Source organism: Lentzea terrae (assembly GCF_003265345.1).
Classification (GTDB): domain Bacteria; phylum Actinomycetota; class Actinomycetes; order Mycobacteriales; family Pseudonocardiaceae; genus Lentzea; species Lentzea terrae.
In genome coordinates this window covers 179,869-191,985 of record NZ_QFWW01000032.1, presented here as the reverse complement: position 1 = coordinate 191,985, position 12,117 = coordinate 179,869, and the positions used below count along the sequence as shown (strand labels likewise).

Sequence of the window (12,117 nt, the reverse complement as noted above, 5' to 3'; positions counted from 1 at the left end):
TTTTCGCCTGTCTGCCAACGTCTCTCGCATCCCCTGATCCCGGTCGACAACTTCATCGAGAAGACGTGGTGTGATGATGCGGTCGGCACGCTGGGGCACAGCGCTTTGCTCAGCCGTTGTCGGTCACCACGGCCGGGACTTGCCTCGAGACGCGGAATATGTCCGGCGTCGGTCGTGCGGCACAAGGAGTGCGCGCGCCAGCGGGACTTGGGAAGGGGCCCCGCACTGGGACTTTGGGCCAAGCACCGCCGGACCGTCAGCCCTGTAGCGGCCTGCGCGGCGAGTTCAGGCTGGAGTCATGACGAAACATGAACCTGACCGCCGTTTACCTGCGCAGGACAAGCAACCACGCGGGCACAGCACTCGACGTGGCGTCGTCATTGCCGCAGCCGTTGTAGTCACGATCATCATCAGCACCGTCACCCTGCTCGTGATGTTGCGCGGCGACCGGAACGTCACGCCTGGTGCGCAGGACCCGTCACCGACTGGCCCGGCTCCGACCACGACTGGCCAGACGACCGCGACATCGACGATCACCGCGACCACGAACCGGCCCAGTGCCGTCGAGGATCTCGCAGCGTTCCTGTCCGCAGCGGCCAGCCTGGACAAGCAGTTGCACGACGCGGCCGCCGCCATCAACGCCGCCGGTCCACCTTGGGCAGGCATCGGACCCGAGGTCGCGCGTTTGGTGACCGCCGCGGACCTGGCTCCAGCCGCCCGAGCCATCCCCGCTGGCCTGCCCCACGATCTGCAGCAGTCGGTGATCCTGGTCTACAGCGATCTGGCGTCTCGCCGGAACGCCATGAACTCGTTCGAGACCACACCGCCCGGCCCACCACACGACTCCACCAAGACCCTGCTGCGCGAACTGGGCAATGGGCATGCCGCGGCGGCACGTTTTGATGCGGACCTCGCAGCGACCCGAGCCATCGCCGCCCAAACCCCGCCGATCGCCGCCGTTCCCAAGGACTCCCGGCTGGTCGCCGAGACGCTGCTGCGCGTGCAGTACGTCGACATCGCCAACCGCGGCTGCGACTCCCGCGGCGGCGTGCTCTTCACCGAGCTACCGGAAATCAGATGGGGGGTCGTCGCCTGGAACCCCGACGGCGACGGGGCCATCGGTCGAGGTGACGCCGCCGTCGACTTCACCGCGGACCTCCGTCCCGACGGCACGTGGGCCGTCCAGATCATGGCCTGCTGAAGCAGCAATGTCCTCAACCAGCGCCGCCCGGCGACGACGCGTTCTCCACGACCAACACTCGGACCGGCAACGAGACATGGGCCGCGCCGGGCTCCAGATACCGCGACGTCGTGTACCCGGAACCGACCCGCGTGTCCTGCGCGCCTGCCGGATCACGCCCGTAGAGCTGGAGGGAGTCGAAGCGCGCGAACGCACCGAGCTCGACCGCCGCGCGCACCACTTCCGTGGCGACCGCCCCCGGATCTCCTTGGCTGGCCGCACCGCGATCGTCGTCGACGACGGCGCCGCGACCGGCTCCACCGCCCGCGCCGCATGCCAGGTGGCCAGAGCACAGGGAGCCGCGCAGGTGATCCTCGCGCTGCCGGTCGCCCCACCCGACGCCCTCGCCGCGCTGCGCACCGAAGCGGACAACGTGGTGTGCCTGGAGACTCCGTCCTGGTTCTTCGCCGTCGGCCAGTGGTACGACGACTTCCGGCAGACCACCGACGCCGAGGTCGTGGAACTGCTGCGCCTTGCCACCGAGTCGGCCGCCGTCCCGGACCCGGTGACCACCGAGGCCGATCCGCCCGCCCGTGACGAGGACGTGGAGGTGCTCGCCGGGCGAGTTCCTCTCGGCGGCCACCTCACCATGCCCCGCGACACCGCCGGACTCGTGGTGTTCGCGCACGGCAGCGGCAGCAGCAGGCACAGCCCCCGCAACCGCCACGTCGCCAGGATCCTCAACCAAGCCGGGCTCGGCACACTGCTGTTCGACCTCCTCACCCCAGAGGAGGAAATCCGACGCAGCCTCGTCTTCGACATCCCGCTGCTCGCCCACCGCCTCGTCGACACCACCGCCTGGCTGCGCACCCAACCCGGCTGCGAACACCAGCGGATCGGCTACTTCGGCGCCAGCACCGGCGCCGCCGCCGCACTGCGAGCCGCCGCCGACCCGCGCACCGACATCACCGCCGTCGTCTCCCGCGGCGGCCGCCCCGACCTCGCAGGAAACCGACTGCCCTGGGTGCGCACCCCGACATTGCTGATCGTCGGCAGTCACGACCCCCTCGTGCTCGACCTCAACCGCGAAGCCCGCACACACCTGCGCTGCCCCAGCGAACTCACCGTCGTCCCCGGCGCCGGCCACCTGTTCGAGGAACCAGGAACCCTCGACGAAGCAGCGCGGCTCGCCCGCGACTGGTTCCTGACCCATCTCACGACCGACCAGGATCGGCCACGTGTGAGGTGATGCACCGGGGCGGACGTCCTCTTGAGACGGTGTCCGGGTGGGTGACGAGCGTCCACACCGTTCGTGCTGCCGGTCGCGGGGATGGCCTGAGGGCTTGCTGATCGAACGCGCCGGAGGGGCGGCGTTGCTGCTCATCCGCACCGCCCAGGCCGCGCCCGCCCACGCTCCCGGCGAGCAGGTTGGCGCGACCGTCCAGTGAGCACCGAGTTCGGCGATCGACACCGTGGCCATCCGCGCAGGCAGCGCAGTGAGCACCACGACCAGGCCCATCGCCTTGTTGAGAATGACGGTGGACAGAGCCGCGAACCCGAAAAGGCCGATCAGCAACCGCCTTTCCTCTGGATTCCTGCCGCCGATCTCAAGCCGAGTCGAGCGCCCGACGGGCGCCCAGGCACGCCCGCAGCAAGTGCACGCTGCAGCCGAGCCGCACCAGGCTCGCCCCTACGGCCACGGCAGCCAGCCCGTTGAAGCCCGCATTCGAGCCGACGGCGAAGGTGGTGACCACGCCGATGTCGCCGGCGATGCACATGACCACGACCGTGGTCGCGCCGGTAAGAGCGCGGGCGGGAGCTGTGGAGGGCAGCCACCGGGTCAGGCCACCGGTCGTTGCGAGCACCAGAAGGCCGGTGAGGACAGCCGCGCCGATCAACGGCAGTGTGGGGACACCGGCAGGCGTGAGCAGGAGTAGCCACCACACGCCCACGAAAGGGCCGGTGACGATGAGCGCGGCAATGATCTGGCGGGCCTGCCGAGTGACCAGTTCGCCGGCGAAGGCGGCGGCGACTTGATCGACGGTGCCGAAGTCGGCGACCGCGGCTTCGGCGGCCGCTCGCGATGGGCGGCCGTTGTCCCTGTAGCGGGCGGCAAGTTCGGACAAGCCGTCGCGGAGTTCGTCGAGCACCGCGTTACGTGCTCGACGCGAGCCGGGAAGGCGAGTGGCCAGGGCGGACAGGTAGTCCTCGATGGTCACGAGGTCGTGGGCCATGGTCGCCTCGCCAACAACGCCGACACCGCCGTTGAGAAGGTGTCCCAGACGTCCCGTTCGGCCATCAGCGCCTGCCGTCCGGCCAACGTCAGCTCGTAGGTGCGGCGGCGTCGACCACCGACGGTGTCCCATCGGCTGTGCACGAATCCGGAGCGCTCGAGCCGGTGCAGCGCTGGGTACACGGTGCCGGTCGGCAGGTCGAACGTGCCGCCGCTGCCCTCGCGCACGGTGTCGATCACCGCGTAGCCATGCTGCGGACCTGCTTCCAGGACCGCCAGCAGCAACGCGTCCAGGTGTCCCTTGAGCGCCTCCGGCCTCATAGGTAGCAATGCTACTCCAGCGCGCTAGCGAAGTGACGACTTGCCTGTTCAAAGGCTTAGAGTAGCATCGCTACATATAGCAATGCTAGCTATAGGCGGTGGCGGTCGTGGATATCCTGGACTTGCCTCACGTAGCAAAAGCTGACCGCGCGATCGTGGGCGGCAAAGCGGGCACGTTGGCGGAACTGGCCGCAGCTGGTTTCCCCGTGCCACCGGGCTTCGTGGTGCCCGCGCACCCCACCGAAGATCTCGACTCCGCACTGCACGACGCCGCCAGGCGGCTGGGTGATGGGCCGTTCGCGGTGCGTTCGTCGGCTTCAGCAGAGGATCTTCCGGACGCGTCGTACGCCGGCTTGTACGAGTCGTACCTCAACGTGCAGAGCGACGGGCTTCCCGACGCGGTTCGCGCCTGCCGAGCTTCGGCGACCGCGGCGCGCGTCACCGCGTACCGGGACTCGCCCACTCAGATGGCGGTGCTGGTGCAGACGATGGTCAACGCCGACGCTGCGGGAGTGGCGCTCACCGCCGACCCGCTCACCGGCGACCGGGACGACACCGTGATCACCGCGGTGCGAGGTCTGGGAGAGCGGCTCGTCGGTGGCGAAGCCATCGGCGATCAGTGGACGGTTCGAGGCAGCGCCGCGCGGTGCGAGCGCATGATCGAACAGGCCATGGATGCCGATCAGGCTCTCGCGATCGCCGAGCTGGCTCGGCGAGTCGAGGCTCATTTCGGGCGGCCGCAGGACATCGAGTGGGCGTTCGCGAACGGGCAGCTGTTCCTGCTGCAGGCGCGACCCATGACAGCCCTGCCTGATCCGGTCGACTGGCACGCACCCGGACCTGGGTTGTGGCAGCGCAACTTCCGACTCGGCGAATGGCTGCCAGAACCGCTCACACCACTGTTCGCGGACTGGGTCCTCCCCCGCATCATCACCGGGTTCAACGACGAGATGCAGGCGACTGTCGGCACCTCGCTTCCCTTCGGCCACGAACTTGTCCACGGCTGGTACTACACAACTCCACACCCGATCATCACTCCCGCACGGCTGGCCCGTGCGGTCCTCAAGGGTCGGTTCACACTGCTGCAGTTCGTACGGCACGCCCTGGTGCAGCCGCTGACGAATCCGCCGGCCGCCGACACCGCGCTGCTCCGCGAACTCCACGCCCGATGGACCGAACTGCACACGCGCTACCGACAGCTGGCAGACAACGCGGACAGCACAGTCGACGATATCGCCACCACCGCGGGAAAGTACCTGTGGCTGCTGGCGGTCGTCGGAGGCGCCGCCTGGAAGATGGAAGCCGCGCTAGCACGTTTCGCCCGGCGACACCTCGCCGCACAGCTTCCCGACGGCGTGGCCGCGCTGCTGGCCGGGCTGTCGGACATCGAGACCGACCTGCCCTTGCACGCGGTGTACTCGCTCGACTGGTACCACCCGACGACAGAACAGTCCGCGGTGGACGAATCTCGGCGGGAGCGGACGGCCTCAGTTCGTGAAGCGGCGGAGCGCCGATGCCGGGCCGCGCTCGCCGACCGACCTTCGTTGCGCACCAAGTTCGACGCGCTGCTCGATGTCGCGCAACGCTACGCCGTGATCCGTGAGCAGCAGGCACGCGATCTCACGCTCGGCTGGCCAGTGCTGCGCCAGACCGCTCTTCGTCTTGGCGAGGAACTCGCCACCGGTGATCCCACCGACGTCTTCTTCTGCATCCGCGCCGAACTGGACGGGACCGCAGACGCGGCGATCGAGCAGCGTCGCGCAGCCTGGCAACGACAACGTCGTCTGGCGGCACCACTGCAGCTGGGCACACCATCCCGCATGATCGCCGCCGTCATGGCAAAGGCCGGCGCCGCCCACAGCCCACCAGCTGTCGCGGGGAACACGGTCATCGGCCAACCTGCCAGTCCAGGACGTGCCACGGGCCGAGTCAGAATCCTGCACGACCCCGATGAGCTCGGCCGGTTCAACGCCGGCGAGGTGCTCGTGGCGCCGACGACCACCCCTGCGTGGACTCCGCTCTTCGCGGTCGCTGCGGCGGTAGTCACCGATGGAGGCAACCTCGCAGCCCATGCGTCACTCATTGCCCGTGAGTACGGCATCCCCGCGGTTGTGGGAACCGGAAACGGCACACGCGTGCTGTCCGACGGCCAGATCGTCACGGTGGACGGCACCACCGGCGTCGTGAGTTGGTGATCATGCAGGTCCTCATCGCCTGCCATGTTCTGCTGGGTCTCACAGCCACGATCGCCGGAGCCGCGGCCGTGCTGAGCCCCGAGCGCTCCGGCCGACACCCGCGCCGGGGCTGGCTCTACCCGGCCGGGCTTGCAGGTGTCGCACTGACGGGTACTGCGATCGCCGTGTCCGACTGGGGACACCTGTGGGCACCTGGCCGCACCGGGCGTCGTCGCAATCACCTCGGCCGCCACGGGTGTCGCCGCTCGACGGACGCGCTGGCTCGCCTGGCACATCGTCGGCATGGGCGGCTCGTACATCGCCATGCTGACCGCGTTCTACGTCGACGACGGTCCACGTCTGCCGCTGTGGCAGCTGCTGCCCCCTGACCTTCTGGTTCCTGCCCGCTGTTGTCGGCCTGCCGCTGATGGTGTTCTCGCTGCGCTGCGATGTCCGCACCTGATGCGTGAGCGGTTCGTCGAGTGAGGGCATCCGGGAGGAGATGATGTCGCCCGTGAACCCGGCGATCCACCCGTTCTCCTCCTGGGTGTGTTCGTCGATGAACTTCTTCCTGGCGGCCTTCGCTTTCACCGATCAGTCCGAGTCCGAGTCGGTGGGACGCAACCGAACCACGTCGACCAGCCGAGGCCCTCGTCGGCGCACAAGCGGTTGACCGCCGCAGTGTTCGGCACCGACCGCGGCACCGCGACGACCTTCGACGGGGAAGAGCTGGGTGCGGCCGATTCCCTCCTGGTCCTGTTGCCCCGCCACATGACGAGCGTGGCGACGAGTCCCGAAGTGGGCATTGATGCGGGACCATTGCCGCGAGCACGACGGACCTCGGTCTCTGCCCCAGCACCGACCGAAGTCGGGACGCTGGATCCATGAACACCCGTTTGCCTTCTACTCCGCTCGGGCGGCTGCGCGGTATCGCGGTCGGCGTCCACTGGTCGACGCTCGGCGCGGTGATCACTTCGGTCGTCGCGGCGTCCTTGCTGCCGCAGGCGGCGCCAGGCCACCCGGCCCTGGTCTACTGCAGCACCACGGTGCTCGCCGCGCTGGCGCGCGGATGGTTCAGCGGTCACCTCGCCACGTCCGCCCTACCCAGCGCATGATCGCCGCCCTCTCCCTGGGCGTCGAGGAGGAGTACCTCGTCGTCGACGCCGCCAGCAGACGCCCCCTGCCCGCCGGTTCCACGATCGTGGCCGAACTGTCCGATGTGAACTTCCACGGGGAGTTCTCGGCCACCCAAGCCGAGTTCGCGTCACGGGTGTGCACCGACCTGGCGTCGCTCCGGAGGGAGCTCGACCGGGGCCGTACCGCGCTGGCAGGCGCGGCCCGCCGCCACGGCGCTCTGCTCATCGCGAGCGGCACACCACCGCTGGGGCGGCCGGGCCCGCCTCCGTTGTCCTTCGACCAGCGCTACCAGCACATGGTCGCGACCTACGGCCTGCTCACCGAGGACCAGGGAGTCTGCGGATGTCACGTTCACGTCGGTGTACCGGACGCGGACCACGCCATCCTGGCGAGCAACCACATCCGCCCGTGGCTGCCCGCACTGCTCGTGCTGAGTGCGAACTCGCCGTTCTTCGACGGCAGGGACACCGGGCACGCGAGCTGGCGAACCGCCGTGTGGTCGCGCTGGCCGGTCTGCGGTGTGCCACCTCACTTTCGCAGCGCCGCCCACTACGACGATCTCGTCGCGCGGCTGGTCGACGCCGAGGTGATCCTCGATCCCGGAATGATCTACTTCTACGTCCGCCCGTCCCGGCACGCCCCGACCGTCGAGGTGCGAATCGCGGATGTCGCGACGACCGTCGATGAGGCACTGCTGCAGGCCGCGCTCACGCGAGCGCTGGTGAGCACGGCGTTGGTTTCCACTCCAAGGGAATGCGCCCCGGACGCGGTGCTGCGGGCCGCGTGTGCCCGAGCCGCGATGGCGGGGCTGGACGGCCGGTGCCTCGACGCCGCGTCCGGCCGGCAGTGCACGGGCTGGGACCTGGTCGAGCGACTGGTGTCCCACGTACGGCCCGCGCTGCGCGACGCGGGAGACCTCGGCTTCGTCGAGCAATGCCTGTCGTGGCTGCGGAAGTGCGGCGGTGGCGCCACGAGACAGCGCCAGTTGCTGAGCGACCGAGGCGACCTCCGTGCCGTCGTCGACCATCTCGCCGTGACGCCGTCCTGCCGGCGGTGACCGACGACCCCTCACACATGACCGAAGGTCACTGCCCCACCACCACGCACCGAGACATCGTGGTCGTGGAAGGGAGCGGACCATGCCCATCGAACAGAAGTCCGAGAACCGCCTTCGGGGCGAGGCATTCGTCGAGAAGGTCAAGCAGGTCATCCACGAGGGCAACGTCCGGCGCCTGATCATCAAGAACGACACGGGGCACACCGTGATGGAGATCCCGGTCACCGCCGGTGTGGTAGCCGCGATCGCCGCACCTGTCGTGACGGCCATCGGTGCCATCGCCGCACTCGCGAACGACTGGTCGATCGAGGTCGAGCGGCAGGAAGAACAGCAGTGAAACCCGTGCGGCTGTGGGTCGGGCTGGTGTTGCTCGCACTCGGTGTGTTCGGCATCCTCGACGCGGTCGACGTGCTCCACGCCGGTCCTGTCATCGCCGACTGGTAGCCGGCCGCCGTGGTGGTTCTCGGCGTCATCGCGATGGTGGCGCAGCAAAGGGTGTCGCTGGGGTCTGCTGTGATCGCGGCGCTCGGCCTCGTCCTGCTGGCGGGCACACTCGACGGGACCACCGGCGACCTCCTGGCGCCCACGGTGCTCGCCGGGGTCGGAGTCGCCGTGCTCGTCGGGTCGCGCACGCATCACGGAACCCGCACACCGATCGCGATGTTCGGCGGAAACCAGCACCCTGCTCACCTTGGCCGCGTTGACCGCGTCCTGCGGCGTCAGCACGCGCAGCAGGTCCTCGCGGTTCACGACACCGAGCACCGCTACACCGCTGCACCGGCCGGTGATCCGTCGACGCCCACCACGAACGGAGGCAGCTCGTCGTCGCTCATGCACTTCAGCCTCGCGCGGCGGGCACTGCGGTCAGCGGCGCGGAGCCAGCGACCAGGGGATCGTCGTCCCTCAGGAGGCGACCCGTGATCCCCGCACGCCGGGGACCGTATGTATCAGCGCTTCGACCACTTTGCGCTCGGCCACGTCCGCGAACGGACCGGCCACGCTGACCTCGCCCTCCCGCACCGACACCGTCCATCGTGGACCGCCGCTGTAGGCCCGCAACGCCGCGTCGACTCGTGCTGCGAGTACGGCGTCAGCGGGAGTGAGGATGCGCAACAGATCGCTGCGGCTCACCACCCCGACGAGCACTTGCCCGTCCGCCACGATCGGCAAGCACCGCAGCCGCTGCGACAACATGATCGCCGTCAGCTCCGCAGGCGTCGCCGTCGTCGGGGCGCTGATCACCGCCTTGCGCATCAACCGCGCCACCGGCTCCGTCGAGGTCTCCGGCGTCATGCCCGCGAGCAGGAGGTCGGCACCCGACACGATTCCCACCAGCTTGCCGTCGTCGTCCACCACGGGTAGGGCGGAGAACCCGTGGTCACCCAGCAGCGCGCTCGCCGCGCGGACCGTGGTGGTGGGATTCACCACGATCGCCGGGCTGGTCATCACATCTGCAGCGTTCATACCCTTGAGCCTCTGTCGTTCACGTCTCGTCGGGCAGTGCGGTTAGCCATCTCTCCGTCGTGACATAGGTCCCTGCGGCACGGTTGTCGCCTGCTCAGGCAGGACCGTCGTACCAGCCGTACCCCGCAAGATCGCCTCCGACGACGCCGAACAGCGCCACCGCGACTCCATCCAGCACCCACGCCGCCGGTACCTGCACCAGCGCGCCGACGAGCACTCGGCCGACCTGGCCGGCGTCACCAGTCCGCAGCGCGCGCACCACCCCAGCGGCGAGTCCGGCACCCACGAGCAGGATCGCCAATCTCCCGGCACTTCGGTGCCGCGGACCACGACCAGCGGGCACCTGCCGTGGGACGCCAGGGCGACCGCGGTCGAGCCGACGAGCAGCCCGGTGACGTTGCCGAGTCCCGGGGAACCGACCACCATCAGCCGCGCACTCCGCGACTCGTCGATCAGCAGACTCGTTCCGCACAGGCAAACCCTTTCTGTGGTCACGTCCACGTCGGGCGCAGCGGCGCGCGGCCGCAGCGGCCCCGGTCAGCCACCTGTAGGCCTGGTCCTCGATCGCCTGTCAGATCTCGTTGCCCGTCAACACCATCTCGAGGTGTCCGCGGGCAGGTACCGAGTAGCCGTTCACCAACCGCAGCGGAGCGTGGTGACGAGCACAGTCGTGGGCGGCCCACTTCACCGCAGCCAGAGCCGAGGACGAGCCGTCGACACCGACCAGGACCGGGCGGCTGGTCCTTTCATCGTTCTCCTCCGGTCAGCACGCGCACATCGAGCACTCCGCGTACGGAGCGAGCCAGCTTGGCAAGAACGCGTCTGGTCTTCTCCTCGGTGCCATCGGTACTGATCGTCGCCTCACCGTCCTTGACGACAACCGTCCACTTGCGAGTTCGGCCGCTGTAGAGGTCGAGCACGTGCTGGACCTCGGAGGTGATGGCCTTGTCGGTCCGGGCGAGTGCGCGCACGAGATCACGCCGTGTCACCACACCGATGACCTTGGAACCATCCACGATCGGAAGGCAACGCACGCGGTCAGCGACCATCGCCCGCGCCAGGACCGTTGTCGGCGCGTCACCCTCCATCGCCACCACCGGTGCGGTCATCACGTCGCCCACGCGGGAGACGCCTGCCTCGTCGCTGTAGCCGTTGCGCAGCAGGTCGGCCTCGGTGACGATGCCGATCAGCCTCTTGTCGTCGTCGACGACCGGTAGCGCGGTGAAGCCTTGCGAAACCAGCAATGCCGCGGCCTCGTGCACGGTTGCTTCCGGTTTCACCGTGATCGCCGGGCTGGTCATGATGTCGCGAGCGCGCATGGCGCTTCTCCCTTCAGGTTTCGACGCCAGGAACGCGCCGCGCCCGAGGACGCGGTCGTTGGTCCCGCGCCGTTCGGGTCCTTGGCACCCACGTGCAACAGGGCCTGCGGGAAGCTCGCGAGCTCGTGCTGCTCGATCAGGCCGGCCCGCCACTGCTGGCGGTGCATGAGGTGGATGATCGGCCGCACCCGCACGCCCGTCGAACGGGCCGCCAGCACCGCTGCTTGCAGTGCCGCCCCGCCCCGCACGTGGTCCGGACGCCCGTCTCCCACCGTGACGACGATCAGCGTGTCGTCGGCGACGCGGTGCAGTTCGGTACCCGCCCACCGCTGCCTCCGCAGGGTTCCAGGTCATGCGTCGACCATCATGCCTGCGGCCGCACAGTCGACAGGGCGATCGGGCTCGCCCTGCACGGGCCCTTGGACTCTGCGCCCGCCCTCACGCGGAGCACCAACCTGGCCCCGGGACGAGGAGGCTTCATGAGCACCGCCAAGAAGTGGAGTGTCGAGGTCCTCATCGACGAGCACGAGAGCCAGACCAGGGCCGAGGCCCGGCTGCACACGTCGGACGCGACTCACCTGGTCGGCGTCGGGAAGGCGCGGCTCAACCCAGCGAGGCGGACGTGATGTGGTACGACGGCGGCACCCCGATGGGCTGGGGTGGGATCGTCATGATGACGCTCGGCACGATCCTGTTCCCGCGCAGGTCGGTGCCCTCCCCAATGCCCGCAGCTCAGCGGCGACTGCAGAGTTCTGGCGCCCCACAGGCCGTGATGAGCCTGGACGCCCTGGCGGGCACCACCGTCACCATTGCCACGGAAGGCTCGGACGAGCCTCACGGACGATTGATCAAACCGGCGTCGTGTGCCATCAGCGCGGCAAGGAGGCGGCTGTCGCAGCGAAGTTTGATGAGAATACGGCTGACGTGGGCCTTGACGGAGCTGTTGCTCAGCCAAAGGGCGCGGGCGATAGCGGCGTTGGTCATGCCACGGGCGACGTGGATCAACACTTCACGTTCGCGTGACGGCCCACCTCCGGCAGCCGCTCCGCCCAGCGGCGTACCGGAACTGGCCGCGACCGGACCCGGCGTCACGCGGCTCGCGTTGAGCGGGCTGCTCACCCTGCTCGTCGGCACCGGCCTGGTCCTGATCGCCCGTCAGCGTCCCAACGGTCCCGGCTCGCGCAGGACCTAGGCCCCTCACGACGGGGATGCCGCAGGTGCGACGTTCGTGG

Annotated in this window: 19 protein-coding genes and 1 pseudogene; 10 read left to right on the top strand and 10 right to left on the bottom strand. The window is 69.1% G+C overall.

The genetic code is table 11. From position 1 onward, the window contains the following. Positions 1 to 298: 298 nt before the first annotated feature. A complete protein-coding gene (locus tag DI276_RS40950; RefSeq protein ID WP_157985289.1) occupies positions 299 to 1,201 on the top strand; it encodes a hypothetical protein in 903 nt (300 codons plus the stop codon). Between the two features lie 13 nt (positions 1,202 to 1,214). Here DI276_RS40950 and DI276_RS52775 read toward each other — a convergent pair whose 3' ends face one another. Next, complete coding sequence (locus DI276_RS52775; RefSeq protein WP_232837262.1) at positions 1,215 to 1,418, bottom strand: hypothetical protein; 204 nt, start codon at positions 1,416 to 1,418, stop codon at positions 1,215 to 1,217. Between DI276_RS52775 and DI276_RS40945 the strand changes: the two genes are divergently transcribed. Further along, positions 1,338 to 2,429 carry a phosphoribosyltransferase family protein gene (locus DI276_RS40945; protein WP_332874750.1) on the top strand — a complete coding sequence of 364 codons (1,092 nt, stop codon included), beginning with the start codon at positions 1,338 to 1,340 and terminating at the stop codon, positions 2,427 to 2,429. The two genes, DI276_RS52775 and DI276_RS40945, sit on opposite strands and share 81 nt — an antisense overlap. 358 nt (positions 2,430 to 2,787) lie before the next feature. Here DI276_RS40945 and DI276_RS40935 read toward each other — a convergent pair whose 3' ends face one another. Both DI276_RS40935 and DI276_RS40930 read right to left on the bottom strand, forming a co-directional pair. Continuing rightward, positions 2,788 to 3,414: a permease prefix domain 1-containing protein gene (locus DI276_RS40935; protein ID WP_112274007.1), complete on the bottom strand. Its 627-nt coding sequence runs from the start codon at positions 3,412 to 3,414 to the stop codon at positions 2,788 to 2,790. Beyond that, entirely contained in the window at positions 3,396 to 3,734 is a 339-nt protein-coding gene (locus DI276_RS40930) for a PadR family transcriptional regulator (protein WP_112274005.1), read from the bottom strand. Before DI276_RS40930 ends, DI276_RS40935 begins: the two co-directional genes overlap by 19 nt. 107 nt (positions 3,735 to 3,841) lie before the next feature. On the opposite strand from DI276_RS40930, the gene DI276_RS40925 reads away from it, so the two are divergent. The 6 genes from DI276_RS40925 to DI276_RS40900 all read left to right on the top strand — a co-directional run bounded on the left by DI276_RS40925 (position 3,842) and on the right by DI276_RS40900 (position 9,023). Then, positions 3,842 to 5,929 (top strand): PEP/pyruvate-binding domain-containing protein, encoded by a 2,088-nt coding sequence (locus tag DI276_RS40925; protein ID WP_198681220.1) that lies wholly within the window; start codon positions 3,842 to 3,844, stop codon positions 5,927 to 5,929. 282 nt (positions 5,930 to 6,211) lie between these two features. Then, positions 6,212 to 6,394 carry a hypothetical protein gene (locus tag DI276_RS40920; protein ID WP_112274001.1) on the top strand — a complete coding sequence of 61 codons (183 nt, stop codon included), beginning with the start codon at positions 6,212 to 6,214 and terminating at the stop codon, positions 6,392 to 6,394. Positions 6,395 to 6,792: 398 nt separating this feature from the next. Beyond that, positions 6,793 to 7,023, top strand: a complete 231-nt coding sequence (locus tag DI276_RS40915) for a hypothetical protein (RefSeq protein ID WP_112273999.1) — start codon at positions 6,793 to 6,795, stop codon at positions 7,021 to 7,023. Continuing rightward, positions 7,020 to 8,102 (top strand): carboxylate-amine ligase, encoded by a 1,083-nt coding sequence (locus DI276_RS40910; RefSeq protein WP_112273997.1) that lies wholly within the window; start codon positions 7,020 to 7,022, stop codon positions 8,100 to 8,102. Before DI276_RS40915 ends, DI276_RS40910 begins: the two co-directional genes overlap by 4 nt. A gap of 82 nt (positions 8,103 to 8,184) precedes the next feature. Then, positions 8,185 to 8,439, top strand: a complete 255-nt coding sequence (locus DI276_RS40905) for a DUF4342 domain-containing protein (protein WP_112273995.1) — start codon at positions 8,185 to 8,187, stop codon at positions 8,437 to 8,439. A gap of 116 nt (positions 8,440 to 8,555) precedes the next feature. Then, entirely contained in the window at positions 8,556 to 9,023 is a 468-nt protein-coding gene (locus tag DI276_RS40900; RefSeq protein ID WP_112273993.1) for a hypothetical protein, read from the top strand. Here DI276_RS40900 and DI276_RS40895 read toward each other — a convergent pair. The 6 genes and pseudogenes from DI276_RS40895 to DI276_RS40875 form a co-directional block, all read right to left on the bottom strand. Continuing rightward, a complete protein-coding gene (locus DI276_RS40895) occupies positions 9,006 to 9,566 on the bottom strand; it encodes a CBS domain-containing protein (RefSeq protein ID WP_112273991.1) in 561 nt (186 codons plus the stop codon). The two genes, DI276_RS40900 and DI276_RS40895, sit on opposite strands and share 18 nt — an antisense overlap. A gap of 94 nt (positions 9,567 to 9,660) precedes the next feature. Further along, positions 9,661 to 9,867, bottom strand: a complete 207-nt coding sequence (locus DI276_RS52770) for a hypothetical protein (RefSeq protein WP_232837260.1) — start codon at positions 9,865 to 9,867, stop codon at positions 9,661 to 9,663. Between the two features lie 32 nt (positions 9,868 to 9,899). Beyond that, positions 9,900 to 10,094: pseudogene (locus tag DI276_RS53545) on the bottom strand (universal stress protein); the annotation flags it as partial. Positions 10,095 to 10,137: 43 nt separating this feature from the next. Continuing rightward, a complete protein-coding gene (locus DI276_RS53540) occupies positions 10,138 to 10,293 on the bottom strand; it encodes a universal stress protein (RefSeq protein ID WP_112273988.1) in 156 nt (51 codons plus the stop codon). Between the two features lie 19 nt (positions 10,294 to 10,312). After that, complete coding sequence (locus DI276_RS40880) at positions 10,313 to 10,885, bottom strand: CBS domain-containing protein (RefSeq protein WP_112273986.1); 573 nt, start codon at positions 10,883 to 10,885, stop codon at positions 10,313 to 10,315. Further along, a complete protein-coding gene (locus DI276_RS40875; RefSeq protein ID WP_157985287.1) occupies positions 10,864 to 11,157 on the bottom strand; it encodes a hypothetical protein in 294 nt (97 codons plus the stop codon). The genes DI276_RS40880 and DI276_RS40875 overlap by 22 nt, the downstream gene beginning before the upstream one ends. 207 nt (positions 11,158 to 11,364) lie before the next feature. On the opposite strand from DI276_RS40875, the gene DI276_RS40870 reads away from it, so the two are divergent. After that, complete coding sequence (locus tag DI276_RS40870) at positions 11,365 to 11,511, top strand: dsRBD fold-containing protein (protein ID WP_112274101.1); 147 nt, start codon at positions 11,365 to 11,367, stop codon at positions 11,509 to 11,511. Positions 11,512 to 11,719: 208 nt separating this feature from the next. Here the strand turns inward: DI276_RS40870 and DI276_RS53535 are convergent, their stop codons facing one another. Continuing rightward, entirely contained in the window at positions 11,720 to 11,854 is a 135-nt protein-coding gene (locus tag DI276_RS53535; protein ID WP_408610623.1) for a LuxR C-terminal-related transcriptional regulator, read from the bottom strand. On the opposite strand from DI276_RS53535, the gene DI276_RS40860 reads away from it, so the two are divergent. Then, positions 11,793 to 12,077, top strand: coding sequence for a hypothetical protein (locus tag DI276_RS40860; RefSeq protein ID WP_232837259.1), 285 nt, complete (start codon positions 11,793 to 11,795; stop codon positions 12,075 to 12,077). The two genes, DI276_RS53535 and DI276_RS40860, sit on opposite strands and share 62 nt — an antisense overlap. Positions 12,078 to 12,117: the final 40 nt, after the last annotated feature.